25 protein-coding genes and 2 pseudogenes are annotated in these 23,681 nt (G+C 72.7%); 13 read left to right on the top strand and 14 right to left on the bottom strand.

The annotated features are described in order from the left end of the window. The first annotated feature begins 17 nt into the window (after positions 1–17). On the top strand, positions 18–935 hold the full coding sequence (locus tag DEJ22_RS08865) for a L,D-transpeptidase (RefSeq protein ID WP_146241675.1): 918 nt from the start codon (positions 18–20) through the stop codon (positions 933–935). On the opposite strand, the gene DEJ22_RS08870 is transcribed toward DEJ22_RS08865, so the two are convergent. Both DEJ22_RS08870 and DEJ22_RS08875 read right to left on the bottom strand, forming a co-directional pair. Further along, complete coding sequence (locus DEJ22_RS08870; RefSeq protein ID WP_111226218.1) at positions 928–1,446, bottom strand: gluconokinase; 519 nt, start codon at positions 1,444–1,446, stop codon at positions 928–930. The genes DEJ22_RS08865 and DEJ22_RS08870 overlap by 8 nt on opposite strands. After that, positions 1,446–2,996: a GntP family permease gene (locus tag DEJ22_RS08875; protein WP_258379537.1), complete on the bottom strand. Its 1,551-nt coding sequence runs from the start codon at positions 2,994–2,996 to the stop codon at positions 1,446–1,448. The genes DEJ22_RS08870 and DEJ22_RS08875 overlap by 1 nt, the downstream gene beginning before the upstream one ends. Positions 2,997–3,214: 218 nt before the next feature. Here DEJ22_RS08875 and DEJ22_RS08880 point away from each other — a divergent pair, with 218 nt between their 5' ends. Continuing rightward, complete coding sequence (locus tag DEJ22_RS08880; protein WP_111226219.1) at positions 3,215–3,928, top strand: FadR/GntR family transcriptional regulator; 714 nt, start codon at positions 3,215–3,217, stop codon at positions 3,926–3,928. A gap of 257 nt (positions 3,929–4,185) precedes the next feature. On the opposite strand, the gene DEJ22_RS08885 is transcribed toward DEJ22_RS08880, so the two are convergent. The 5 genes from DEJ22_RS08885 to DEJ22_RS08905 all read right to left on the bottom strand — a co-directional run bounded on the left by DEJ22_RS08885 (position 4,186) and on the right by DEJ22_RS08905 (position 7,642). Further along, positions 4,186–4,794 carry a GNAT family N-acetyltransferase gene (locus tag DEJ22_RS08885; protein WP_111226220.1) on the bottom strand — a complete coding sequence of 203 codons (609 nt, stop codon included), beginning with the start codon at positions 4,792–4,794 and terminating at the stop codon, positions 4,186–4,188. 27 nt (positions 4,795–4,821) lie between these two features. Beyond that, positions 4,822–5,502: a uracil-DNA glycosylase gene (locus tag DEJ22_RS08890; RefSeq protein ID WP_111226221.1), complete on the bottom strand. Its 681-nt coding sequence runs from the start codon at positions 5,500–5,502 to the stop codon at positions 4,822–4,824. Between the two features lie 4 nt (positions 5,503–5,506). Beyond that, entirely contained in the window at positions 5,507–6,226 is a 720-nt protein-coding gene (locus DEJ22_RS08895; protein ID WP_111226445.1) for a Type 1 glutamine amidotransferase-like domain-containing protein, read from the bottom strand. Next, positions 6,223–6,756 carry a phosphoribosyltransferase gene (locus DEJ22_RS08900; protein WP_258379538.1) on the bottom strand — a complete coding sequence of 178 codons (534 nt, stop codon included), beginning with the start codon at positions 6,754–6,756 and terminating at the stop codon, positions 6,223–6,225. Before DEJ22_RS08900 ends, DEJ22_RS08895 begins: the two co-directional genes overlap by 4 nt. 91 nt (positions 6,757–6,847) lie before the next feature. After that, the gene (locus DEJ22_RS08905) at positions 6,848–7,642 is read right to left on the bottom strand and encodes an SDR family oxidoreductase (RefSeq protein WP_111226222.1); all 795 of its coding nucleotides are present in this window, start codon (positions 7,640–7,642) and stop codon (positions 6,848–6,850) included. Between the two features lie 72 nt (positions 7,643–7,714). Here DEJ22_RS08905 and DEJ22_RS08910 point away from each other — a divergent pair, with 72 nt between their 5' ends. Beyond that, positions 7,715–8,812: an acyltransferase family protein gene (locus DEJ22_RS08910; protein WP_111226223.1), complete on the top strand. Its 1,098-nt coding sequence runs from the start codon at positions 7,715–7,717 to the stop codon at positions 8,810–8,812. 13 nt (positions 8,813–8,825) lie between these two features. On the opposite strand, the pseudogene DEJ22_RS08915 reads toward DEJ22_RS08910, so the two are convergent. Both DEJ22_RS08915 and DEJ22_RS08920 read right to left on the bottom strand, forming a co-directional pair. Beyond that, a pseudogene (locus tag DEJ22_RS08915) lies at positions 8,826–8,942 on the bottom strand (DivIVA domain-containing protein); the annotation flags it as partial. A gap of 72 nt (positions 8,943–9,014) precedes the next feature. Continuing rightward, positions 9,015–9,107, bottom strand: a pseudogene (locus DEJ22_RS08920) (DivIVA domain-containing protein); the annotation flags it as partial. A gap of 244 nt (positions 9,108–9,351) precedes the next feature. Between DEJ22_RS08920 and DEJ22_RS08925 the strand changes: the two are divergent. From DEJ22_RS08925 to DEJ22_RS08950, 6 genes are all read left to right on the top strand, one after another. Further along, positions 9,352–10,683, top strand: coding sequence for a bifunctional o-acetylhomoserine/o-acetylserine sulfhydrylase (locus tag DEJ22_RS08925; RefSeq protein ID WP_111226225.1), 1,332 nt, complete (start codon positions 9,352–9,354; stop codon positions 10,681–10,683). Between the two features lie 116 nt (positions 10,684–10,799). Next, positions 10,800–11,999, top strand: a complete 1,200-nt coding sequence (gene metX, locus DEJ22_RS08930; RefSeq protein ID WP_111226226.1) for a homoserine O-acetyltransferase MetX — start codon at positions 10,800–10,802, stop codon at positions 11,997–11,999. Positions 12,000–12,186: 187 nt separating this feature from the next. Further along, on the top strand, positions 12,187–13,344 hold the full coding sequence (locus DEJ22_RS08935; RefSeq protein ID WP_111226227.1) for a sensor histidine kinase: 1,158 nt from the start codon (positions 12,187–12,189) through the stop codon (positions 13,342–13,344). Then, positions 13,341–14,663 carry a hypothetical protein gene (locus DEJ22_RS08940; RefSeq protein WP_111226228.1) on the top strand — a complete coding sequence of 441 codons (1,323 nt, stop codon included), beginning with the start codon at positions 13,341–13,343 and terminating at the stop codon, positions 14,661–14,663. Before DEJ22_RS08935 ends, DEJ22_RS08940 begins: the two co-directional genes overlap by 4 nt. A gap of 99 nt (positions 14,664–14,762) precedes the next feature. Then, positions 14,763–15,434, top strand: a complete 672-nt coding sequence (locus DEJ22_RS08945; RefSeq protein ID WP_069710716.1) for a response regulator — start codon at positions 14,763–14,765, stop codon at positions 15,432–15,434. A gap of 315 nt (positions 15,435–15,749) precedes the next feature. After that, positions 15,750–16,229, top strand: a complete 480-nt coding sequence (locus tag DEJ22_RS08950; RefSeq protein WP_111226229.1) for a hypothetical protein — start codon at positions 15,750–15,752, stop codon at positions 16,227–16,229. Positions 16,230–16,283: 54 nt separating this feature from the next. Here DEJ22_RS08950 and DEJ22_RS08955 read toward each other — a convergent pair whose 3' ends face one another. Together DEJ22_RS08955 and DEJ22_RS08960 are read right to left on the bottom strand one after the other, a co-directional pair. Beyond that, the gene (locus tag DEJ22_RS08955; protein WP_111226230.1) at positions 16,284–17,549 is read right to left on the bottom strand and encodes an MFS transporter; all 1,266 of its coding nucleotides are present in this window, start codon (positions 17,547–17,549) and stop codon (positions 16,284–16,286) included. A gap of 311 nt (positions 17,550–17,860) precedes the next feature. Then, positions 17,861–18,076, bottom strand: a complete 216-nt coding sequence (locus DEJ22_RS08960; protein WP_111226231.1) for a hypothetical protein — start codon at positions 18,074–18,076, stop codon at positions 17,861–17,863. A gap of 134 nt (positions 18,077–18,210) precedes the next feature. Here DEJ22_RS08960 and DEJ22_RS08965 point away from each other — a divergent pair, with 134 nt between their 5' ends. Next, positions 18,211–18,390 carry a hypothetical protein gene (locus tag DEJ22_RS08965; RefSeq protein WP_111226232.1) on the top strand — a complete coding sequence of 60 codons (180 nt, stop codon included), beginning with the start codon at positions 18,211–18,213 and terminating at the stop codon, positions 18,388–18,390. Positions 18,391–18,464: 74 nt separating this feature from the next. Here DEJ22_RS08965 and DEJ22_RS08970 read toward each other — a convergent pair whose 3' ends face one another. Both DEJ22_RS08970 and DEJ22_RS08975 read right to left on the bottom strand, forming a co-directional pair. After that, positions 18,465–18,773 carry a thiamine-binding protein gene (locus DEJ22_RS08970; RefSeq protein ID WP_111226233.1) on the bottom strand — a complete coding sequence of 103 codons (309 nt, stop codon included), beginning with the start codon at positions 18,771–18,773 and terminating at the stop codon, positions 18,465–18,467. Then, positions 18,770–20,086, bottom strand: a complete 1,317-nt coding sequence (locus tag DEJ22_RS08975) for a glycosyltransferase family protein (protein WP_111226234.1) — start codon at positions 20,084–20,086, stop codon at positions 18,770–18,772. The genes DEJ22_RS08970 and DEJ22_RS08975 overlap by 4 nt, the downstream gene beginning before the upstream one ends. Before the next feature lie 61 nt (positions 20,087–20,147). Here DEJ22_RS08975 and DEJ22_RS08980 point away from each other — a divergent pair, with 61 nt between their 5' ends. Continuing rightward, the gene (locus DEJ22_RS08980) at positions 20,148–20,864 is read left to right on the top strand and encodes a YceI family protein (protein ID WP_111226235.1); all 717 of its coding nucleotides are present in this window, start codon (positions 20,148–20,150) and stop codon (positions 20,862–20,864) included. Between the two features lie 142 nt (positions 20,865–21,006). Here DEJ22_RS08980 and DEJ22_RS08985 read toward each other — a convergent pair whose 3' ends face one another. Beyond that, complete coding sequence (locus DEJ22_RS08985; protein ID WP_111226446.1) at positions 21,007–21,867, bottom strand: ADP-dependent NAD(P)H-hydrate dehydratase; 861 nt, start codon at positions 21,865–21,867, stop codon at positions 21,007–21,009. 24 nt (positions 21,868–21,891) lie between these two features. Here DEJ22_RS08985 and DEJ22_RS08990 point away from each other — a divergent pair, with 24 nt between their 5' ends. Both DEJ22_RS08990 and DEJ22_RS08995 read left to right on the top strand, forming a co-directional pair. Beyond that, a complete protein-coding gene (locus DEJ22_RS08990) occupies positions 21,892–22,530 on the top strand; it encodes an HAD family hydrolase (RefSeq protein ID WP_111226236.1) in 639 nt (212 codons plus the stop codon). Continuing rightward, entirely contained in the window at positions 22,527–23,609 is a 1,083-nt protein-coding gene (locus tag DEJ22_RS08995; RefSeq protein WP_111226237.1) for an NADH:flavin oxidoreductase/NADH oxidase, read from the top strand. Before DEJ22_RS08990 ends, DEJ22_RS08995 begins: the two co-directional genes overlap by 4 nt. The last annotated feature ends 72 nt before the right edge of the window (positions 23,610–23,681 follow it).

A 23,681-nucleotide genomic window follows, 5' to 3' on the forward strand; every position in this document is an offset into this window, starting at 1 on the left:
TGTGTGCGGGAGGGGACATGCGACGCAGGACCTGGGGCATCACGATCGGCGCGGCGGCAGCGGCGATCATCGCCGCCGTGGGCATCGGAGCGGCCGTGCAGCAGCCGGAACCGGTGGCCACGACCGCCGCGCGGACGACGCCGACACCGGAACGGACGCCCACCCCCATGCCGACACCGACGCTCCCCACGATCCCGGCCGCCGCGTCGGACGCCGAGCTCGCGGCACTCCCCCTGGCCTTCCACGACGCCGTCGTCCCGGAGCTGCTCGACGGCAGCCACGTGCGGCCGGACAACCGGTGGGAGATCGCCACCCCGAAGCAGCGTCTCGTCGCGCTGTACGCCGACACGACACCCGACGCCCGCCCGGTGGCCACCCTCGCCTCGACGGTCTCCACGATCGACACACCCGCCGCGACCGCGGTGTGGGGCCGGTCGGACGGCGAGGACGGCGGGATGGTCCTCGTCTCGACCCCCGCACGGAACCGCACGCCCGGCGACGGCGGCGACCCCACGGCGCCGAGCGCCACGTTCGCGTGGGCCCGTGCCGCCGACTTCACGATCGCCCCGACGGACCGCATGATCCGTGTCGACGTCGCCGCGTCGACGGTGTCCGTCGTGGGGAAGGACGGCTCGGTGTCCGCCTCCGAGCCCGCACGCCTCGGCACCCCGGACGATCCCACGCCGACCGCCACCGCGACCTACGTCGAGGCCGCGTACGTCGACGCCCGCGTGACCTACACCCGGGGCAACCCGATCATCCTGACCGGCGCCCACTCCTCGCGCATCCCCCAGTACGGCGGCAACGCGGCCCTGACCGCGCTGCACTACTACCCGGACCCGACCGGCAGCTCGCACGGGTGCGTCCGGATCTCCGCAGCGATGACGAAGACCCTGTCCGAGCTGCCGGTCGGCACCGCGATCTGGTTCAGCTGACGGGTCGGAGCCCCAGACGGGCCACGACGTCCGCGCTCTCCTCGTCGGGCGTGCGGTCGGCCGACACGGTCAGGTGCGCCTCGTCCGGCTGCGGCGGCTCCAGCGTCGCGAGCTGCGAGGCGAGGAGCGACGTCGGCATGAAGTGCCCGGACCGCGCCGACATCCGCTGCTCGATGAGCGCAGGGTCCCCGGCGACGTGCACGAACACGACCCCGGGCGCCCGCAGCACGTCGCGGTAGGAGCGCTTCAGTGCCGAGCAGGTGACGACCCCGGTGGTGCCGCCGTCGAGGCGCTCGCGGATCCAGCCGGAGACGACGTCGAGCCACGGCCACCGGTCGTCGTCGGTCAGGGGGGTACCGGCCTGCATCTTCGCCACGTTCGCGGGCGGGTGCATCTCGTCGCCCTCGGCGAAGTCCCACCCGAGCCGTCCGGCGACGGTCGCCGCCAGCGTCGACTTGCCCGAACCCGAGACGCCCATCACCACGAGGACGCGCGGCGCCGTGCCCGCCATCAGAAGAACACCCCTGCGATCAGCACGCCCACCAGACCGATGACCGAGATGAGGCACTCGAGCACCGTCCACGTCTTGAACGTCTGACCCACGGTGGTGCCGAGGTAGCCCTTGACGAGCCAGAACCCGGCGTCGTTGACGTGCGACAGGAACACCGATCCGGCGCCGATCGCGAGCACGAGCAGCGAGGTCTCCGGGGACGACAGGTCGGCGGCGATCGGGGCCATGATGCCCGCCGCGGTGACCGTCGCGACTGTCGCCGAACCGGTGGCGACACGCACGAGGGCGGACACCACCCACGCGACGAGCAGCACCGAGATGCCGGACTCCTGCACGGCGTCGGCGATCACCCCGCCGATGCCGGTGTCGATGAGGACCTGCTTGAAGCCGCCGCCCGCACCGACGATGAGCAGCACGCCGGCGATCGGCGGCAGGGCGTCCTCGAGGGACTTCGCCACCGCGCCACGGTCCATGCCGCCGCCGATCGCGAAGAACACCATCGCGAAGACGGTCGCGATGCCGATCGCGATGATCGGGGTGCCGAGGAAGTCGAGCAGGGACACCCAGCTGCCGGAGGCGTCGGGCGCGGTGGCCTCGCGCACGGCCTGGGCGAGCATGAGGACGACCGGCAGCAGGATGCCGACGAGTGCCACGGCGAACGACGGGCTGCGCGGTTCGCTGATGACGCGCGTGAAGTCGCTCTTGCCGTTCGGCAAGGAGGCCGTGTCCTGGGTGGCGGAGCCGCGCCGTGCCTCCCGTCCGGCGTGCGCCGGGTCGGACTGCGCCGAACCGCCGGAGCTGCGCGAGCCGAACATGTCCGGAACCGGGATGTCGACCCAGCGGGCGGCGAAGCGGGCGAAGACGGGGCCGGCCAGGACGATGACCGGGATCGCCAGCACGATGCCGAACGCGAGCGTCGTGCCGAGGTTCGCGCCGACCGTGGACACCGCGACGAGCGGACCGGGGTGCGGTGGCACGAAGGCGTGCATCGTGGAGAGGCCGACCAGGGCGGGCACCGCGATCTTCATGATCGGAACGCCGCTGCGCTTGGCGACCAGGACGATGATCGGGATGAGGAGCACCAGGCCCACCTCGAAGAACATCGGCAGGCCGATCAGGGCACCGATGAGCGCCATCGTCCACGGCAGCGCCGCCTTCGAGGACCGGCGGACGAGGGTGTCGACGACGCGGTCGGCTGCACCGGAGTCGACGAGCATCCGACCGAACATCGCCCCGAGCCCGACCAGGATGCCGACGCTCGTCATCGTGGCGCCGAACCCGTTGCCGAAGCTCGTGACCGTGGCGTCGGGCGCGAGACCGGCACCGATGCCGACCCCGAGCGCGCCGATCGTCAGTGCGACGAACGGGTGCACCTTGAGCCAGGTGATGAGCACGATGATGACGACGATGCCGAGCAGTGCCGCCGTGACGAGCTGCCCGATCGGTCCGGACGGGTCGACGGTCTGCGTGCCGCCGCCCTCGGCGGCCAGGACGGTGAGGCCGTGCAGCGCGTCGGTCGGAGCGGTCGCTCCGGTGGGTGCGTGAGGCATCTGTGCCCCTTCCTGGAGCCGCTGCCTCGCGGCTCCGTCGCCTTCGTGTGCGTGTCGTCACGCATCGAGCGGCCGTGTCCTGCGGCCGCTCCCAATAATCTGATAAATCAGACTGTACAACGATCTGCCGCGCGCCACCCGCCCTGCGGCGCAGTCTGCCGCTTCGATGGAGTCCGCGTCACGCCGACGCCGCCCTGTTCGAGTACCCCGGAGGAACGATGACCACCGCGCGCGGTCTCCACGCACACGTGCTCGAGACGCTCGGGCAGCGGATCGTCGACGGACTGCTCCCCGCGGGCGCCGTGGTCCGGCCGGAGCTCGTGGCGTCCGAGTTCGGCGTGTCGCGCTCGGTCGTGCGCGAGGCGCTGCGCGTCCTGCAGTCCCTCGGCCTCGTGGAGCCGCGGCAGCGCGTGGGCACGCAGGTGCTCCCCACCGCGTCCTGGGAGCTCCTCGCACCGACCGTGATCCGGTGGCGGGGCGCCTCCCCCGCCTACTTCGTGCAGCAGCGCGAACTGCTCGAACTCCGACTCGGGGTGGAGCCCGTGGCGGCGGCGCTCGTCGCCGGTGCCGCCGGTGCCGCCGGCTCGCCCGGGGAGGCGGTCCTGCTCGCCGCGCGGGACATGCTCGACGCCTGGGGTCGCGAGGACAGCCGCGCCTACCTCGAGGCCGACGTCCGCTTCCACCGTGCGCTCCTGACCGGGTCGGGCAACGCCGTGTTCACGCACTTCGCCGGCACCGTCGAAGCACTCCTGCGGACGCGGACCTCGGAGACACGGGACACCATCTCCCGCTGGACCCGCGACGCCGCGGTCCGGCACGAGGCGGTTGCGCTCGCGGTCGTCGCCGGGGATGCCACCGCGGCCGGCGAGGCGGCCACGGCGCTGCTGCGGGTCACCCGCGACGAGTTCATCGCCGAGGCACCGGACGCCTGACGGCCACTCGGGCGCGCTGCTCGCGAACGCCGGGCGGAACCGGGCACACCTGACGGAACCGGGCGTACCTGCCGTTCCCAGAGCACCAGGTACGCCTGGAACGACCAGCCATCGCGCGTGTCATGGGAAGGAACGGGCGGACGGGAGGCTCGGGGCGACCTCGCCACGCGCCTCCCGTCCGCCGCCGAACCGTCCTCACGGCCGCACTCGCGTCGCGCGGGACGTCGTGGCGCGAGCGGCCCGGGGCGCTCCGCGCCTCAGCGCCTGGTGCGCGCGAACAGGCGCGGGCCCCGCAACCGGAGCCGCATGGTCACGGTCCCGAGCCACCGGTCGTACTTGAAGCCGACCTTGCCCATGCGCCCGACCTCCTCGAAGCCGAGCCGTTCGTGGAGGCGGATCGAGGCCTCGGCCTGCCGGTCGGCGATCACGGCGATGACCTCGCGCACCCCGGCCGCCCGGCACTCGTCGAGCAGCGCCTCCATGAGCGCGCGCCCGAGACCCTTGCCGCCCGACGCGGCGCCGAGGTAGATCGAGTCCTCGACGACGTGGTTCGACCGGTCGCGCGGGTTCCACGGGTCGACGAGCGCGTAGCCGAGGATCTGCCCAGAGGGGTTCTCGGCGACGAGGAACGGCAGCCCACGTCGGCGGACCTCGTCGTAGCGCTGCTTCCACCGAGCGAAGGTGAACGCCGCCGGGTCGAAGGTCACCGACGAGTTCCGGACGTAGTGCGTGTGGATCTCGCGCACGTCCGGCAGGTCCCGCGGTTCGGCGGCGCGGATCGTGTACGCGAACGCGGCCTCGGCCGGCACGGGCGCACGCAGGTGCCGCGGCAGGACACGCCGCCGCTGGTATTCCTCCTCGAGCACGGTCCGAGCCTACGGGGTGCGCCCCGGTCAGGCGGGCAGCGTCCAGTCGACGGGCTCGGCACCCTGCGCACGCAGCAGTGCGTCGACCTGCGAGAACGGCCGACTGCCGAGGAAGCCGCGCGACGCGCTGAGGGGCGACGGGTGCGCCGACGCGACCACGGGGGTGTCGCCGAGCAGCGGCCGGACCGACGCCGCCTGCGCTCCCCACAGCACGGCGACGAGCGGTGTCCCGCGTGCGACGAGCGCACGGACGGCCTGGTCGGTGACGGCCTCCCAGCCCTTGCCGCGGTGACTGCCGGCAGCACCGGCCTCGACCGTCAGGACCCGGTTCAGCAGCAGGACGCCCTGGTCGGACCACGCCCGCAGGTCCCCGTGCTCCGGCGGCGTCACCCCGAGGTCGTCGTGCAGTTCGCGGTAGATGTTCGCCAGGCTGCGCGGCACCGGCCGCACGTGCGGGTCGACCGCGAACGACAGGCCGATCGGGTGGCCGGGGGTCGGGTACGGGTCCTGGCCGACGACGAGCACCTTGACGTCCGCGAACGGCTGCGTGAAGGCGCGCAGCACGACGTCGCCCGCGGGCAGGTAGTGCCGGCCGGCAGCGACCTCGTCCCGGAGCCAGGCACCCATGCGGTGGACGTCGCCCTCGACGGGGGCGAGCGCCTCGGCCCAACCCGGGTCGACGAGCTCGCCGAGGGCGTGTGGTCGCACGCGCCTAGGCGCCCATGGTCGCGACGGAGACGGACTCGTCACCGGCGACGACGCGCCAGACGCTCCCCGTCCCACGGACCTCGAGTGCACCCTCGCCGACGACCAGCGCCGTGTCCTCGTCGATCGCCAGGCCCGCCGTCACGAACTCGGCCTCGGCCGCGGCGACGAGCCGGGCGAGCGTGCCGGCCTGCACGGCGTGCACGTCGATGGTCAGGTCGACGAGCCCGAGGCCCTCGCGGAGCTCGACCTCGTCGATCCCCTCGGACGCCTCCTGCGGGCAGACCTCGACGCCGCCGATGCGCCAGCCGCCGACGAGGGCGCGGTCCGCGGCGACCATCGCGCCGGCCGAGTAGCCGAGGTACGGCAGACCGTCCGACACGAGGAGGCGGATCTGGTCCACGAGGGGCTGGATCGCGTCGAGGTAGGCCGGGGTGACGCCCCCGCCGACGACCAGGGCGTCGACGTCGCTGAGGACCGACGTCGCGAACACCTCACCCGCGGCGACCTCGGTCACCAGGACCTCGGCCTGCCGGGCGCCGCCGAGGACCTCGGCGATGTCGGGGGTGGACGACGGCGTCGCACCGGACGGACCGGTCACGGAGAGCAGGGCGATCCGGGGAACGCTGCGGCCGACGGCGGCGGAACGCGCGGTGGCCTCGGCGAGGAACGGGGCGGCGACGTCCGCCGCGACGAAGGGGCCTCCGCCGACGAGGTGGATGCTCACGACTCGGCCGTCACCGGTGCGAGCGCGCTCCACGGGAAGGTGATCCAGCCGTCGACCCGGCGCCACACGTGGTCGGGTTCGAGCACGGTGCCGGGCTTCGAGTACAGGCAGGCGCTGCGGACGTCGGCGCCGGCGTTCCGGATGATGTCGACCACGAGGCGCAGGGTGCGGCCGGAGTCGGAGACGTCGTCGACCACGAGGACGCGCTTGCCCGCCAGGCTCGGCGCGTCGAGCGCGGGCGACAGGATGACCGGCTCGTCCAGCCGCTGCTCGACGTCGGTGTAGAACTCGACGTTGATCGAGCCGCACTCCTTGGTGCCGAGCGCGTAGGCGACGGCGCCGGCGATGATCAGGCCGCCGCGGGCGACCGCGACGACGACCTCGGGCTCGAAGCCGGACGACAGGACGTCCTTGGCGAGCAACCGTGCCGCGTCGCCGAACTCCAACCAGCCGAGCACCTCGGGCCCGCTCGTCACGGTCACGGTCGAGGGAGCCTGCTCGGCTGACCCGGGTTCGCTGCTGATCGGCATCCGCCCACGGTACCGGCAGCGACCCCGCCGCCGCGACCCGTCCCCTGCGTCCGCGCGCGTCCGCGACGCGCGCTCACCGGGGACCCGCGTGTCAGACCCGCGGCGCGAGCGGTCCGCGGGCGAGCTTGTGCTGGGCGGACTGGGCGACCGGTCGCACGGTGACCAGGTCGAGGTTGACGTGGGCGGGCAGCTCGACCGCGTGCACGATCGCCTCGGCGACGTCCTCGGCCACGAGCGGCTCCGGGACGTCGGCGTAGACGGCCTCGGCCTTCTCGCGGTCGCCGCGGAACCGCGTCAGGGCGAACTCGTCGGTCTTCACCAGGCCCGGCGCGATCTCGACCACGCGGAGCGGCTCCCCGTTCAGCTCGAGCCGCAGCGCCGCGACCAGGGCGTGCTCGGCGAACTTCGCGGCGTTGTACCCGCCGCCGTTCTCGTAGGCCACGTGCCCGGCGGTGCTCGTCACGGTGACGACGTCGGCGACGCCCGCGGTGCCGGCGCGGCGGCGGAGCTGCGGGAGCAGAGCGGCGGTGACCCGCTTCGTCCCGATGACGTTCACCTCGAACATCGCACGCCAGTCCTCGACGTCGGACTCCTCGACGCTCGCCGAGCCGAGGGCTCCACCGGCGTTGTTGACGAGGACGTCCGCCCCACCGGCGTCGGCCACCCGCGCGGCGAGCGCCGCGACCGCGTCGGCGTCGGTGACGTCGGCGACCAGGAACGCCGCCCCCGTCTCCGCGGCGAGCGCCTCGAGCTTCTCCTGCCGCCGGGCGACGGCCAGGACCTGCCAACCGTGCGCGCGGAGGAGCCGGACGGTCGCTGCGCCGATGCCCGAGCTCGCGCCCGTGACGACGGCGAGCCGCTCGGTGGTGTCGGGTCGTGCTGCCATGGGTGCCTCCAGGTGGTGTCGGCCACCACCGTACCGACCCGCAGAGGTCACGATCCGGTACCGTGACCGGTCATGACGACGGACGCCGCTCCCCCAGCGCCCTCCGCCCCGGCGACCGCCCTCGAGCCGGGACGCGCGCCGCGCCGGATCCCGATGTGGGACACGGCCCGCTTCGTGGCGGTCACGCTCGTGGTGGTCGGACACGCGATCCAGCGGCAGACCGCCGGCAGCGAGCACGCACTCGCGCTCTACACGTTCATCTACGCGTTCCACATGCCCGCGTTCGGTGTCATCAGCGGGTACTTCTCGTCGGCGGCGACCCCGACCGCGGAACGGATGCGTCGGACGTTCACGGACATCGTGGTGCCGTACATCGTCATGCAGACGATCTGGACGGTGGTGCAGGCGATCGTCGAGGGCGGCAAGGACTTCAACCCGACGAAGCCGACGTGGACGCTGTGGTTCCTGCTCGCCCTGGGGATCTTCCGGCTGATCCTGCCGTACCTGGCGATCCTGCGCTGGCCCCTCGTCTGGGCGGTCGTGCTCAGTGTCGGCGTGGGCTACCTCGACAACGTCGACTCCACGTTCTCGCTGGGCCGCGCGATCAGCCTGCTGCCGTTCTTCCTGCTCGGGTGGCAGGTCAAGCGGTGGGGCGTGTTCGACCGCTGGTACGAGGCCCCGCGGCGGGTCGTCGTCCGGCTCCGCGTCGCGGCCGCGGCGGTCTTCGCCGTGTGGGCGGTCGCCTGCCTGCTGTTCATCCCGCAGTTCAAGGAGTTCGACCTGCACCACTGGTTCTTCTACGACGACTCGTACTCGGGGCTCGGCGAGGACGCCTGGTGGGCCGGCGGCGTCCGGCTCGGCCTGGTGCTCCTCGCGACCGTGCTGACGGCGTCGTTCCTGCTGCTCGTCCCCCGCCGCACGGTCTGGATCACCCGGTTCGGCGCCGCGACGATGTACGTCTACCTGCTCCACACGTTCGTGCTCTACCCGATCCGGGAGTCCGGGGTGCTGGCGGGCGAGCACTCGGCGTGGCCGTACGTGCTCCTCATGGTCGCGGTGGCCTGCGCGGTGAGCCTGTTCCTGGCGCAGCCGTTCGTGCGCCGCGGGATGCGCTGGTTGCTCGAGCCGAAGGTCGACTGGCTGTTCCGCCGGGAGCCCGTCGAGCGCTGACGGGTCAGGTGCCGAGCGCGCGGAGCGCGACGACGACCTCGTCGAGGAAGTCGTCCACCTCGTCGCAGTCGTACCCGGACTTCATCCGGGTCCGGCGGAAGCGCGACGCCGCCACGTCCTCCGGTGTCACCGTCCGGCCACCGGCCTGCCGTCCGGGCGCTGGACGGCCGCCCTGCTCGGCAGCGGTGAAGGTCGCCTGCACCCGGTCGAGCAGGTCGTCCACGTCGTCCTGCGAGTACCCGTTCCGGAACACCGTCGGCTGGAACTTCTTGTCCGCCACGTCCTGAGCGCGCATGACGCTCCCCCTCTCGTCCCGTCCGATCCTGCCAGTCGACGGCTGACGCGTCCGAGGCCGTTCCCGTGACCGATGGCGACGGCCGGGAGGCACGGCCCGAGCCGTCGGCGTGCGTTACGTCGCGAGGCGGTCGCGCTGGTGCCCGCTCCGCCACCTGCGTAGCGTGACCAGCGTCGCGACGACGCCCCGGGCCTCCCGGCCGACCGCGGCGACCGATGACGGACCGAACCCATCAGGAGCCCCGATGAGCACGAACGACGCCGCCGCCTGGCGGTTCGAGACCACGCAGGTGCACGCCGGCGCGCAGCCGGACCCGACCACCGGGGCGCGGGCGACGCCGATCTACAAGACGACGTCGTACGTGTTCGAGAACTCGGACCACGCCCGCGACCTGTTCGCGCTGGCGCAGCCGGGCAACATCTACTCGCGCATCATGAACCCGACGAACGACGTCGTCGAGCAGCGGATCGCCGCGCTCGAGGGCGGGACGGGCGCGCTCCTGGTGTCGAGCGGGCAGGCGGCCGAGACGTACGCGGTGCTCAACATCGCGGGGGCCGGCGACCACATCGTCTCGTCGTCGTCGATCTACGGCGGCACGTACAACCTGTTCAAGTACACGCTGGCGAAGCTCGGCATCGAGACCACGTTCGTCGAGGACCAGGACGACCTCGAGGAGTGGCGTCGCGCGGTCCGACCGAACACGAAGCTCTTCTTCGCCGAGACGATCGGCAACCCGCGGATCAACGTCCTCGACATCGGTGGCGTGAGCAGCGTCGCGCACGAGAGCGGCGTACCGCTCATCGTCGACAACACGATCGCGACGCCCTACCTCATCCGTCCGTTCGAGCACGGTGCCGACATCGTGGTGCACTCGGCGACGAAGTTCCTCGGCGGGCACGGCACGGTCATCGGTGGCGTCATCGTCGACGGCGGGCGCTTCCCCTGGTCAGAGCACGCCGACCGCTTCCCGGAGTTCAACTCCCCCGACCCCTCGTACCACGGCGCCGTGTTCGCCCAGGCGGTCGGGAACGAGCTCGCGTTCGTCGTGAAGGCCCGGGTGCAGCTCCTCCGCGACCTCGGGGCGTCGAACTCGCCCGACACCGCCTTCGCCCTGCTGCAGGGCATCGAGACGCTGTCGCTGCGCATCGAACGGCACGTGTCGAACGCCCAGGAGATCGCCGAGTGGCTCGACCGACACCCGGACGTCGCGTCGGTGTCCTACGCCGGACTCCCGACGTCGCCCTGGTACGCCGCCGCGACGAAGTACGCGCCGCGCGGCGTCGGAGCGGTGCTGTCGTTCGAACTGAAGGGCGGCGTGCCCGCCGGCAAGGCCTTCGTCGACGAGCTGCGGCTGTTCTCGCACCTGGCGAACATCGGTGACGTGCGCTCGCTCGTCATCCACCCGGCGTCGACGACGCACTCGCAGCTCACCCCCGAGCAGCAGCTCACCACCGGCGTCACCCCGGGGCTCGTGCGACTCTCGGTCGGCATCGAGAACGTCGAGGACCTGCGCGCCGACCTCGAGGCGGGACTCGCCGCGGCGCGCGCGGTCTCGCAGGAGGGCCTCCGGGCGTAGCCCCGACCCACCGGGTCCGCTGGACGTGTCGAGCGGGCGGTGGGGCGGGCCGGTTGCCTCGCCGACGTGACGTAACACGGCGGAGGCGGGGCGCGCCTCCCGGCAGACTGGACCCGATGGACTGGCAGACGATCCCCGAGGACTCGGTCCCGTCCACCCTCGTGCCCGGCGCCGAGCTCGGGACGATCGGCAAGCCCCCGGTGACGGGTGCCTGGCGTCCGGGTGACCACCCCGGCGCACGGCAGTTCGCCTCGCTCGGCGAGCAGTGGGTGCGCGGAGGCCGGATCCCGGCCGTGCGCGTGGCCTACGAGACGTGGGGCGAACTGGACGAGGCGCGGGGCAACGCCGTGCTGCTCCTCCACGCGATGACCGGCGACTCCCACGTCGCCGGTCCGGCCGGTCCGGGACACCGCACGGCCGGCTGGTGGGGCGACGTCGTCGGCCCCGGGCGGGCGATCGACACGGACCGGTGGTTCGTCGTCGCGCCGAACGTGCTCGGCGGTTGCCAGGGCACGACGGGGCCGTCGTCGGTGGCGCCGGACGGCGTCGAGTGGGGCTCGCGCTTCCCGTTCGTCACGGTGCGCGACCAGGTCGCCGTCCAGGCGCAGCTCGCCGACCACCTCGGCATCGACGTCTTCGCGGCCGTGGTCGGCGGGTCGATGGGCGGGATGCACGCGCTCGAGTTCGCGGTCTCCCACCCGTCGCGGGTCACCCGGCTCGCCGTCCTCGCGTCCACGGCGCAGACCACCGCCGACCAGATCGCGGCGAACTCGTTGCAGCGCGCCGCCGTCCAGACCGACCCTGCCTACAACGGCGGCGACTACTACGAGGCCGAGGCCGGCGAGGGACCGCACCGCGGCCTGTCGCTCGCCCGTCGGATGGCCCTCATGACCTACCGGGCCCCCGACGAACTCAACGGCCGGTTCGCCCGGTCGTGGCAGAGCGACGTCTCCCCGCTCGGTGACGACGGCCGGTTCTCGGTGGAGAGCTACCTGGACTTCCACGGGAACCGGTTCACCAGGCGGTTCGACGCCTCGTCCTACGTCACCCTGACCCACGCGATGGACTCGCACGACGTCGGGGCCGGGCGGGGAGGCGTGTCCGCCGCGCTCGGACGCGTCACCGCCCGGACGCTCGTCCTCGGCGTGACGAGCGATCGGCTGTTCCCGCTCGAGGACCAGCACCGCATCGCCGCGGGCGTGCCGGACACGCTCGACGGCGATCGGGCCGCGGTGCTCGACAGCGAGTTCGGGCACGACGGGTTCCTCATCGAGCACGAAGCGGTGGGCGCCCACCTCCGACGTCTGCTCGACTGAGCCGCGCCGCGCCCGGTGCTCCGTCCGGGCCATCCGGAGGTCCCCGCGCGCCGAACACCCTCCAACGGGTGTCGCGCGTGGAATGATGGCGTCGGGGCCCCTGACCGGGGCTCGACTTCCCGCCGACAACCCGCTGTACAGACGACAACCTGCTGTACACACGCTGACGTCACCAACCAGGACATCGATGGACTTCATCGCACAGGAACGCGACCGCTTGCTGCGGTCGACCACCCGTGTCGTCGGCGTCACGTGTGCCCTGGTCTCCGTCGTCGGCATCGTCAGCTCGCTCGCCGTACCCCTGGTGCCCCTGCTCGGAGCCCTCGTCTGCATCGCGGTGCTCGTCGCCGCCCTGTTCGTCTTCGCGATGAACGGTTCCGTCTGGTGGACGGCCCTCGCGCTCGCCGCCGGCCTCGGCGCACTCGCCCTGCTGCTCCTCGGAACCGACCCCGACACCCGCGACGTCGTGGCGAGCGCCGTGGTGCCCCTCGCGGCCGGGTCGCTCTCCGCGCCGCTGATGTCGCATCGCGGCGCACCTGTCGGTCTCGCGATGACGATCGTCACCGGCGTCGCCACGATCGGAGCCGTCGCGTGGGCGTCCGGTAGTCCGTTCTCGGGAGCGACCGCTGGGGTCGTCCTCGGCTGGGTGCTCATCGCCGTGGTCTCCGTCTGGATCGCGAGGAGCATCCCCCGCGTGGCGCGTCGCATCCAGAGCATCGGCACCGCCCACCGTGCCGAGCGCCAGGCGAGCGAGACCGAGGCGCAGCGCCGGCAGGGTGCACGGCTCCTGCACGACACCGTCCTCGCGACCCTGACCCTGCTCGCCCACTCGGGCGTCGGCGTCTCCGAGCAGGCCATGCGCGAGCAGGCCGCCGAGGACGCCCGGCTCCTCCGACACCTCCGTCTCGGTGCGACCCCGCAGCCCCAGCAGTCCGGCGACTACTCCCTCACGAGGGTCGAGGAGTCACCGCTCGGCCAGACCCTCGAGTCCGTCAAGCAGCGCTTCGGCCGCATGGGGCTCGAGGTGAGCTGGCACGGCACCGGTCAGGTGCTCCTGCCGTCGCACGTGCTCGACGCGTTCCTCCTCGCACTCGGTGAGTGCCTCGAGAACGTCCGACGCCACGCCGGTGTCGGCGAGGCACACGTCACGATCGTCCACGACCAGGAGACCGTGCGGGCGATGGTCACGGACTCCGGTGTCGGGTTCGACCTCGAGGCGGTCAGCGCCGAACGCCTCGGCTTCAAGGAGAGCGTCGTGAGCCGCCTCCGCGAGGTCGGTGGCGACGCGAAGCTCTTCTCCGCCCCCGGCTCGGGCACCACCGTCGTCCTGGAGGCTCCCCGATGACCGGCTTCCCCGAGGACACCATCAGTCGCGGACTGCCCGGCGACACCGTGCAGCAGGCACCCCGCACCCGTCGTGAGGCGCGGGAGCGCTACCGCGGCAGCGAACGCCGCCAGGCGCGGGGCCTGCCGTCGACCTCGACGGGCGCCCGCTCCCTCCGCCAGGCGGCCAAGCCCGGCGCCTCGCTGGGGGCCGGGTACCTCGGCCTCGGGGCGGCGATCCTCGCCGGGATCGAAGCGGTCGCGGGCATCGGCTTCTTCCTCGTCCGCCTGCCCGAGTACTCCGACCCGTGGCTGCCCGCGGCCGCGTGGGCGCTGTACCTCGTCGCAGCGATCGGGGTCGGGCTCAGCCTGATGACGTACGGCGAGCGACTGACCGGCACCGCGTTCGGGCTCATCTGCGCCGTCCTCGCCTGCGTCGTGACGCTCGACTTCGTCGGCATCTTCCCGGAGCACGACGTCGCCCACACCGCCAGCGCCTCCGTCGCCGCGGGGTTCGCACTCCTGCCCGTCGCCGCGCTCCGACCCGCCCGCGAGGTCGCCGTCGCGATCGCCGTGCTCGGCCTCGCATTCGCCGTGATGGCGGGGATCTCGACGCCGATCACCCCGGACACCCTGCCCGGCATCGTCTCGCTGCTCGCCCTCGTGGTGGTGCCGCCGACGATCTCGCTGTACGTCGTGCACCGGTTCCGGCAACTCGTGCAGCGCGAGCTCGACCGCGTGCTCGTGCAGAGCAACGTGCAGGCGCCGCAGTTCGCGGTCGGGATGCTCGCCTCGGACGAACTCGCCCGGCTCGACCTCGCCGCCGAGAAGCTCCTCGACGCCGTCGCGAACGGCTCCGACCCGCTGCCGCTGTCCGACGCCTCCGCGTCGGTCGCCGCTTCCCTGGCGACCGAGCTCCGGCTCCACCTCATCGAGGGGCGACGCGAGACCTGGCTGTACCACGCCATCACCGAGTCCGACCACCTCGGACGCTCGGTCAGCGTGGCCGATCCGCAGTCCCTCGCCGGTCACCTGACACCGGCGCAGCGCGACGGCCTGCTGCAGGCGCTCTGGCAGATGGTCGGCGACGGGCGCGCGACGCAGCCGGGCCAGCCGGTCGTCTCGGTGACCCTCGGCCCGATCGGCTCGGACGGCCACCCGGTGTCCGACGAGCGGATGGACGTGCCGATCGTGTTCGAGTCCCGCGGCGTGCCCCGGCGCCGTCTCGGTCCGACCGCCTGGAGTGCGCTGCAGCGCATCGGGCCGTACACCGACTCCGTCCGCGACGGTGTGCTCCGCGTGGTCTCGCACTGCGTCGTCGACCGACACCCGTCGATGTAACGGGACGCCGACTCGCCAACACCCGGTCCGCCTGCTCGGCCCGGACGGCCCGTCCACCTAGGATCGGCCACGCACCGCCTTCTAGGGAAAGGACGCCTGATGGCGACTCCAGAGGAACCGATCCGACTCGCGCTCGTCGACGACCACCGGATGCTGCTCGGCGCACTGACGGAGTGGATCCGCAGCGCCGCCGACGACATCACGCTCGTCGCCGCCGTCACGACCTGGCCCGAGCTCCTCACGAGCCCCGCGTTCCCCGTCGACGTCGTCCTGCTCGACCTCGACCTCAAGGACTCGATCCCGGTCTCGCTGAAGATCTCCACGCTGAAGACCGCCGGCGTCAAGACCGTGGTCATGAGCACCTACTCCGAGCCGAACGTCGTCCGTGAGGCCCTGGCCTCCGGCGCCCTCGGCTACCTCGTCAAGAGCGAGGACGCCGACATGATCGTCGAGGCGATCCGCGCCGCCCAGCGCGGTGAGCAGTACGTCTCCGCGGAGCTCGACCTCGCGATCAACAGCGGTGACGTCGGTGGCGTCCCCAAGCTCAGCGCCCAGGAGCGCCGCGTGATGGCGCTCTACGGCGGCGGCGAGCCCGTCAAGAGCGTCGCCTACCAGCTCGGCATCTCCGAGGAGACCGCCAAGAGCTACCTCAAGCGCATCCGCGAGAAGTACCGCGTCGCGGGCTTCGACGTCGGCACGAAGGTCGCGCTGCGGAAGCGCGCGATCACCGACGGCATCATCGTGCAGGACGGCAGCCCGGTCGGGCTGTAACCGCACACGACGACGGACGGGAGGCCCGTGGCGACACCGCCACGGGCCTCCCGTCCGTCGTCTGGGCGCAGGCGCCCGCCGGTTGCCGCGACTCTTCCGCGGAAGCGACAGGATCACACGGAACGTTTGCCGCGTTCTGTCGCTTCCGCGGAGCTCACCGAGACGGCGCCGAGGCGCAACGGAGCGTCGGCGCGCAGACCGGCGTCGACACGGGAGGATGTGCAGGTGTCCGACCTGACCCGCCCTCGCTCAGCAGCCCGTCGCGCACGTGGGGTCGGACGACACGCAGGACGCTCCTCGGATCGACGTCCGCTCGTGCTCACCGTCCTGGCGCTGGCGGCGTACGCCGTCGTGCTCGCGCTCGTGATCGGGACGGCCGGCGCGGCGGCGACACGCTACGCCGGACGGGACCAGCCGGTGCACTGGGGCACCTTCCGCCTGACCGAGCGCGACTGTTCGACGAATCGGTACGGCGGGGAGACCTGCTCCTGGTACGGCACGTGGACCCCGGACGACGGGTCACGTCCGGTTCTCGACGTCGAGTACGACAGCGGGTCCTCCGATCCGCAGGACGCTCCCGTCGGGGACGTCCGGACCGGCTACCGCGACGCCGACCTGCTCGACGCCGAGCCGGGCACCGTGTGGAACGGAGACGACATCGACTCGACCTGGGTCAGCCCGGCGATCGTCGCTGCGATCGGCCTCGCGGTCCTGACGATCCTGGTGTTCCATTGGGGGGACGCATCACGACTGCGACGGTGGTGGCGGCGTCGCAGCGCGACGTCCGGACGGTGACCGATCAGCAAGTGCGGTGGAGCCGACCGGTGTCGCGCCCGGCTCCGCTGGGGGTCAGACCGTCGGCACCGGTGCCGTGATCGGTCCGGTCGACGGCGACGACGACCGGAGTGCGGCGCGACGGACCGAGCGCCGCTCGGCGCCGTAGCTCACCATCGTCACGAGCAGGCCGAGCAGCGCGAGCACGATGCCGAGCCACGCCGGCGCGAGGAACCCGAAGCCCGCGGCGATGACCGCCCCGCCGAGCGCGGCGCCGAGCGAGTTCCCGATGTTGAACGCGGAGTGGTTCAGCGCCGCAGCGATGGTCCGGGCGTCACCGGCGACGTCCATGAGACGCGACTGGACCGCCGGCGGGATCGCGGAGGAGGTCGCCCCGAGCAGGAACGCGCCGAGGAACACACCCCAGACCCACTGCGCCGTGAAGACCGTCACGAGCAGGGCACCGATGAGCGCGAGCATCCCGATGTAGATCGTGCGCTTGACGCTGTGGTCGGCCAGGTGACCGCCGAGCACTCCGCCGACGACCATGCCGAGGCCGACGACCACGAGCACGAGCGGTACGGCGGACTCGGGCAGCCCGGTGACGTTCTGCACGAGCGGGGAGATGTACGAGTAGACGGCGAAGAAGCCGCCGAACCCGACCGCGCCGAGACCCATCACGATCCAGACCTGCGGTGACCGGAAGGCTCGGAGTTCCCGCCCGATGGTCGCGTGCTCGTCGGCGGCGCTGCGCGGGACGAACGCTGCGACGGCCAGGAAGGTCAGGGCGAACAGCAGCGACACGACGCCGTACGCGATGCGCCAGCCGGCGTTCTGCCCGATCCAGGTGATCGCGGGCACGCCGACGACGTTGGCGATCGACAGGCCGAGCATCACCATCGCGATGCCCTTGCCGCGCTTGCCCGGGCCCATGATCTCGCCGGCGACGATGGAGGCGATGCCGAAGTAGGCGCCGTGGGGCAGCCCGGCGACGAAGCGCGCGACGAGCACGAGGCCGAAGCTCGGCAGCACCGCGCTCGCGACCGTCGCGACCACGAAGCCGACGAGCAGCACGAGGATCAGGCCCTTGCGCGGGAAGGTGGCGGAGATCGCCGCGATCGTCGGCGCACCCACCACGACACCCAGTGCGTAGGCGCTGACGAGCCAGCCGGCGTGTGCGACGCCGGCGGCGGGGTCGGCCGCGTACTGTGCGGGCAGCAGGGCTTCGGCGATGTTCGGCAGCAGGCCCATCGCTACGAACTCGGTCGACCCGATGGCGAAGCCACCGAGGGCGAGGGCGATGAGGGCGAACGCACGCTGCGTCGGGGTGGTGAGCGTCATGCGACCTGTCTGGATCGGGAGGAGCGCGGGCGGGCGGAGGCCGGGTTCGGGATGACCCCGGTTCGTCGACCGGACCGCCGCGTCGTCACCACGCGTCCCGCTGCTCCGGCACCAGCACCTCGGCGATGCGGCGATCGGACGGCAGCGAGGTCGGTCCGTGTTCGGCGTCGAACGGTCCGAGCACGCCTGCAGCGGCCCGGTCCCAGCAGTGTAGACCGCTCCAAACGGCAGACGGAAGACGACGGGCCGAATCGATTCGATGTCAGTCGGAGGGATCCATCGGCGTCCAAGGTCCTGCCGACGCGAAGGCCTCAGGCCGCGCGACGGTCCTCGCTCGCGGAGCCGACCGCCACCGGCTCGGGCAGGTCGTCGCGGTGGACCCACCCGGACCCGCACTCGGTGCAGCTCGCCCAGGCGTTGTCGCCCTGCTCGTCGGTGTCGATGACGACCGTCTGCAGGTCGCAGTCGGGGCACCAGCCGTCGTGCATCATCACGCGCTCCTCGTCGTCGTCCGGGTCCCGAGCCACCGGTGCGGCTCGATGCGGTCAATGAGACACCCGACCACCGACATCAGAGGGAGGCGATCGGCGTGTCGATCAGACGCCCCGGCGGTGCCGGGTCCGCTTCGACGGCTCCGACGAGCTGCGGTAGCGTGCGCGTCATGGGGTGGTGGATCGTGACCGGTGTCGTCCTGCTCGCCGCGGTGGGACTGTGGCTGTGGATGCACCACCTGACGGACCTCGGGTCACGCTCGCGGCAGTACGAGGGCAGTGCGCCCGAGATCGCCGAGGCGCTCCGTCAGGCCGAGCGCGACCGCAACAACGGTCGCATGTACCCCTGATCCGCGGGCACGGGACTCCGCTCCCCTGACCGCGCCGATCGGCCCCGGTGCGGCGCTGCCGTCCTCGGACCGGCTCAGTCGCCGAGCGCCGCCTCGAGCCGCTCGAGCTTGCCGTCGATCTCCCCGGTGTGCCCCGGCCGGATGTCGGCCTTGAGCACGAGGGACACCCGGGTGCCGTAGGCGCCGACGGCCTCGGTGGCGCGCTTGACGACGTCCATGACCTCGTCCCACTCCCCCTCGACCTCGGTGAACATCGACGAGGTGCGGTTCGGCAACCCGGACTCGCGGACGACCCGGACCGCTGCGGCGACCGCATCGTGCACGGACCCGTCCGAGGACGCCGAGGGACCACCGGACGGAGCGACGGAGAACGCGACGATCATGCGTCCATCCTGCCCCGGTCGACTCCCCCGCGCACCGCTGACCCGGACGCCGCCTCCGATGAGCGTCCCGCCGAACGGCCGGACGGGAACCCACCCCGACGCCCCGGCGAGCGCCGCGCCAGCCGCACGAGCACGACGACCGCCCACACGAGCACGGCGACCTCGAGCACGTTCCGCACCGTGAGCACGAACACGATCCAGGCGCGCACCCCGAGGAGCTGGTCGTAGAACCCCGGGTAGACCACCTGCGTCAGCAGCGCCAGGGGCAGCAGCCCGATCGCGACGGGCAGGAAGCGCCGTGCGCTCGGGTGTCCGGCGACGAGCCCCCAGACGACGGGCACCGCGTACCACCCGACGTACTGCGGCGACCCGACCTTGTTCGCCGCGATGAGCGCCGCGACGAACAGCAGCGCCAGGACCGGCGCGACCTCGGTGCGACGGGCACCGCGCTGCACCGCGAGCAGCGCGAGGACGGCACCTCCGACCACGAGCAGCGCCATCAGCGGGGTCGAGAGGGCGGCTGCCGCGTGCGTGCCCGCGCCGGAGACCTCGAACGTCAGGATCTCGCGGTCGTAGTACACCGCGGCCCCCGGCACCCCGAGCGCCGCCGCCCACATGAAGGGCGTCGCGAGCGGCGCCTCGATCTGCAGTGCCCGGTCGCTCTGCTCGCTCACGAAGGACAGCAGGTGCGGCGCTCCCCCGTAGAGCACGTCGACGAGCACGATCAGCCCGGTCACGACGAGGGCCCCGGTCAGGACGGCGCCGCGGTGTCCCCGCCGCAGCAGGAGCAGCACGCCCACGAGGGCGGCCGGCCACACCTTGGTCCAGGCCGCGGCGGTGAAGAGCGCCGATGCGACCGCGGGCCGGGTCACGACGAAGGCCACCCCGACGAGGGCGAGGGCGGTGGCCACGGTGTCGATCCGCCCGAGTGCGATCGGCCCGAGCGCGAGCAGGAAGACCAGCCACCACCAGACGACCCGCACGCCGAGCGCGCGGAACCGCCAGAGGAAGGCACAGGCGACGGCGTCGAGCAGCACCATGAGGGCGAGCCAGCCGCTCGCGATCGCCGCGGTGCCGCCCAGCGCCGCCGCAGCCATCGGCACGAGTGCGAACACCGGGTACACCCAGTCCGAGTCGACGCCGACCCACGAGTGGTCGATCCGGCCGACCTCGATCCACCGCCGGTAGGTGATGGTGACGTCGCCGAGCGGCTGGTTCGGTGCCGTCGTCGCCAGCCACCACAGCACGGTGTGCACGAGCACGAAGACCACGGCGAGCGAGACGCCCTCGACCCACCGGAACCGCTGCTGCACCGTGCGAGCGTAGCGGGCGGACCCACAGGCTCTCCTGAGGAGGACGTGTCACCGTTCCCGGGTGAGCACCGACCCCCGCCATCGCCCCGCAACCCGCAAGCCCCTCGTCTGGGCGGCGATCGTCCTGCTCGTCGCGGTGCTCGCCGTCGTCGGCGTCGCGGTCGGTACGAACGTCTACTCGTCGAGCGAGAACGCGAAGGCGTCAGCGACGCCGTCCGTCGCAGCCAGTCGTGCTCCGTCCACGCTCGACGCGGCCGACCTGTCCGGCGACTGGACGGTCGGCGGGGACTCCGAGGCCGGCTACCGCGTCCACGAGGTCCTCAACGGTTCCGACGTCACGGTGACCGGCCGGACCGACAGCGTCACCGGCTCGGCCCGGGTCGACGGCACGTCGATCACCGCCGCGACCATCACGGTGCAGGTCGCCGACATCGCCACCGACTCCGCACAGCGCGACTCGTACTTCCGCGACTCCGCCCTCGACGCCTCGGCCTTCCCACAGGCGACCTTCACCCTCACCGAGCCGATCACCGACGCCGTCCCGAGCGGCTCGGGCACGACCGAGGTCCGCGCGGACGGCGAGCTCACGCTGCACGGGGTGACCAAGGCGGTCCGCGCCGACCTGCAGATCGGGCTGGACGGCGACGGCGTCACGGTGTCCGGAACGGTCCCGATCACGTTCTCGGACTTCGGCGTGCAGGCCCCCGACCTCGGCTTCGTCAAGGTCGACGACGCGGGCGCCGTCGAGTTCGTGGTGCACGCGACGCCCGCGTCCTGACGCGCCCGCCCGTCGGACGGGAGGCACGGTGCCGGCACGCACCGCGCCTCCCGTCCGACCTCGGGTCGCCTCGCCGACGCAGGACGACAGGTGCGCTGTCGCACGACATCGAACCTGTCGTTCCGCTGCGACCGGCCGCGCCCTACCCCCGCGCGTCGCCGTCGACGACCAGGTCCCGCACGACGCCGGACAGCTGCTCGATGAGCGCCGTCATCGTGAACGGACCTCCCTGTGACGCCCGCCGGGCCGCGACCCCGTGCACGACCGCGGCGGTCGCGGCCAGGTGCGCGAGGTCCGACGGCGCCAGCGGTGCACCGGACGCCTCCGCAGCGCCCTGCCGCGTCGCGACGAGTGCCCCGAGCACCCCGCCGAGCACGTCCCCCGCACCGGCCGCCGCGAGCCACGGCGTCGCCGACGAGGCCACGAGCCGCACCGCTCCGTCCGGCGTCGCGACTTGCGTGTCCGAGCCCTTGAGCAGCACGACGCTGCCGGTCCGCTCGGCGGCGCGCAGTGCGGCCGTGGCGGGATCGCGTTCGATGGTCTCGCGGGACGTGTCGAGCACGGGTGCGAGCTCCCCCGCGTGCGGCGTCAGCACCGCGAGCGGGCCGAGGTCGACGAGCGGGATCGCCCCGGCGTCGACGACGACCGGAACCCCGTCGTCCGACGCGTGCCCGAACGCGTCCGCGGTCGCCGGGTCGAGCGCACCGAGCGAATCGGCGGAGATGCCGGAGCCGACGAGCCAGGCCTGCACGCGACCGACGCCCGAGACGACCTCGGGGCGCCGGGTCAGCACGTGGTCGGTCGCTCGCGACGGTCCGACGTAGCGGACCATCCCGACGCCGGTGTGCACCGCGGCGTCGACGCCCATCACGGCTGCCCCGGGGTAGCGGTCGGAGCCCGTCGCGATGCCGAGCACACCTCGGCGGTACTTGGTCGACGCACCGTGCGGTTCGGTGGTCCAGGCAGCGGCGTCGGTCGGGGCGAAGGGGACGGAGTCGTTCACGACCGCCACGTTACGGTGGGGCGCATGAGCCTGTTCCTGCCCGGTCGTGTGGTGGTCTTCGACTACGGCGAGGTGATCAGCCGGACACCGCACGGCGCGTGGGACACCCTCGTCGCGATGACCGGTGTGCCCGCGGACGAGCTGCTGCCGGTCTACCAGGAGCTCCGGCACGACCTCGACCGCGGCGACCTGACGGTCCTCGAGTACTGGCGGGCGATCGCGGCGCGGACCGGCCGGCAGTGGAGCGTCGCCGACGTCCACCGCTTCTGGGCGGTGGACTTCACCGGCTGGTTCGAGGTCGACCCCGAGACCCTGGCGATCGTCGAGGAGCTGCACGACGCCGGCACGCGCCTCGCCCTGCTCTCGAACGCGGGTCGCGACTTCGGCGACCCCTACCGGTGGTCGCCGATGGGCTCGCTCTTCGAGACCGTCGTGGTGAGCGCCGAGGAACACGTCCTGAAGCCGGACCCGTCCATCTACCGCACCACGTGCGAGCGACTGGGAATCACGCCCGAGCAGATGGTGTTCGTCGACAACAGGGCCGAGAACGCCGCCGGCGCAGACGCGATCGGTGCGGTCGGCCACCACTACACGTCGCCTGCCGCCCTGCGCACCTTCCTGCGGGACCTGGCGGCACGGACCGCCGAAGGAGCACCCGCGTGACGCACGCCCTGTTCGAACCGATCACCATCCGCGACCTGACCGTCCGCAACCGACTCTGGGTCTCGCCGATGTGCCAGTACTCGGTCGAGCAGCAGGACGGTGTCCCGACGCCGTGGCACCTCGTGCACCTCGGCGGGTTCGCCAAGGGCGGCGCCGGCGCGGTGGTCGTCGAGGCAGCCGGGGTCGTGCCCGAGGGACGGATCACCCCGCACGACGTCGGCATCTGGAACGACGAGCAGCGCGACGCCTTCCGGCCGATCGTCGACTTCCTGCACGCGCAGGGCGCCGCGGCCGGCATCCAGCTCGCACACGCGGGCCGCAAGGCGTCGACGTTCCGCCCGTGGAACGAGGTCCAGGGCACGGTGCCCGAGGCCGAGGGCGGCTGGCAGACGGTCGCGCCGTCCGCCGTGGCCTTCGACGGGTACGCGACGCCGCGCGAGCTCGAGACCGAGGACATCCGGGTCGTCGCGTTCGCCTTCGCCGCCGCCGCACGTCGCGCCGTCGAGGCCGGCTTCGACCTGGTCGAACTCCACGCCGCCCACGGCTACCTGCTCCACCAGTTCCTGTCGCCGCTGAGCAACCGCCGCACCGACTCGTACGGGGGCTCGCTCGAGAACCGCGCCCGGGCCCTGCTCGAGACGATCGACGCCGTCCGCGCCGAGGTCGGCGAGGGCTTCCCCGTCGTCGTCCGGTTCTCGGCGACCGACTGGGTCGACGGCGGGCTCACGGTCGAGGAGACCGTGCAGGTGGCCCGGTGGGCGGCCGAGCACGGCGCCGACCTGGCGGACGTGTCGACGGGCGGCAACGTGCCGCGTGCCCCCATCCCGGTCGGCCCCGGCTACCAGGTGCCCTTCGCCGAGACCGTCCGCCGCGAGGCCGGCATCGGCACGATCGCGGTCGGCATGATCTCCACCGCCTTCCAGGCCGAGCAGATCCTCGCCACGGGCCAGGCGGACGTCGTCATGGTCGGGCGCGAGTTCCTCCGCGACCCGTCCTTCGCCCTGCGCGCAGCCGCCGAGCTCGGCGTCGCGATCGACTACGAGCCGCAGCAGTACCACCGAGCCCGCGTCACGGCGTAGCCCAGCGCGCCCGGCCCGCCCAGCGCCTCCCGTCCGGTCGGCCGACACCGGACCGGGCCCACACCGCCGGTT

Source organism: Curtobacterium sp. MCSS17_007 (assembly GCF_003234175.2).
Taxonomy (GTDB): Bacteria; Actinomycetota; Actinomycetes; order Actinomycetales; family Microbacteriaceae; genus Curtobacterium.

Bases quoted from the DNA above. Each gene is read 5' to 3' on its own strand.
- DEJ22_RS08900 (WP_258379538.1), bottom strand. From the start codon at position 6,756: ATGCCGATCAGCAGCGAACCCGGGTCAGCCGAGCAGGCTCCCTCGACC.
- DEJ22_RS08875 (WP_258379537.1), bottom strand. From the start codon at position 2,996: ATGCCTCACGCACCCACCGGAGCGACCGCTCCGACCGACGCGCTGCAC.
- metX (WP_111226226.1), top strand. From the start codon at position 10,800: ATGGACTGGCAGACGATCCCCGAGGACTCGGTCCCGTCCACCCTCGTG.
- DEJ22_RS08870 (WP_111226218.1), bottom strand. From the start codon at position 1,446: ATGGCGGGCACGGCGCCGCGCGTCCTCGTGGTGATGGGCGTCTCGGGT.
- DEJ22_RS08910 (WP_111226223.1), top strand. From the start codon at position 7,715: ATGACGACGGACGCCGCTCCCCCAGCGCCCTCCGCCCCGGCGACCGCC.
- DEJ22_RS08990 (WP_111226236.1), top strand. From the start codon at position 21,892: ATGAGCCTGTTCCTGCCCGGTCGTGTGGTGGTCTTCGACTACGGCGAG.
- DEJ22_RS08935 (WP_111226227.1), top strand. From the start codon at position 12,187: ATGGACTTCATCGCACAGGAACGCGACCGCTTGCTGCGGTCGACCACC.
- DEJ22_RS08865 (WP_146241675.1), top strand. From the start codon at position 18: ATGCGACGCAGGACCTGGGGCATCACGATCGGCGCGGCGGCAGCGGCG.
- DEJ22_RS08940 (WP_111226228.1), top strand. From the start codon at position 13,341: ATGACCGGCTTCCCCGAGGACACCATCAGTCGCGGACTGCCCGGCGAC.
- DEJ22_RS08880 (WP_111226219.1), top strand. From the start codon at position 3,215: ATGACCACCGCGCGCGGTCTCCACGCACACGTGCTCGAGACGCTCGGG.
- DEJ22_RS08970 (WP_111226233.1), bottom strand. From the start codon at position 18,773: ATGATCGTCGCGTTCTCCGTCGCTCCGTCCGGTGGTCCCTCGGCGTCC.
- DEJ22_RS08945 (WP_069710716.1), top strand. From the start codon at position 14,763: ATGGCGACTCCAGAGGAACCGATCCGACTCGCGCTCGTCGACGACCAC.
- DEJ22_RS08955 (WP_111226230.1), bottom strand. From the start codon at position 17,549: ATGACGCTCACCACCCCGACGCAGCGTGCGTTCGCCCTCATCGCCCTC.
- DEJ22_RS08965 (WP_111226232.1), top strand. From the start codon at position 18,211: ATGGGGTGGTGGATCGTGACCGGTGTCGTCCTGCTCGCCGCGGTGGGA.
- DEJ22_RS08925 (WP_111226225.1), top strand. From the start codon at position 9,352: ATGAGCACGAACGACGCCGCCGCCTGGCGGTTCGAGACCACGCAGGTG.
- DEJ22_RS08905 (WP_111226222.1), bottom strand. From the start codon at position 7,642: ATGGCAGCACGACCCGACACCACCGAGCGGCTCGCCGTCGTCACGGGC.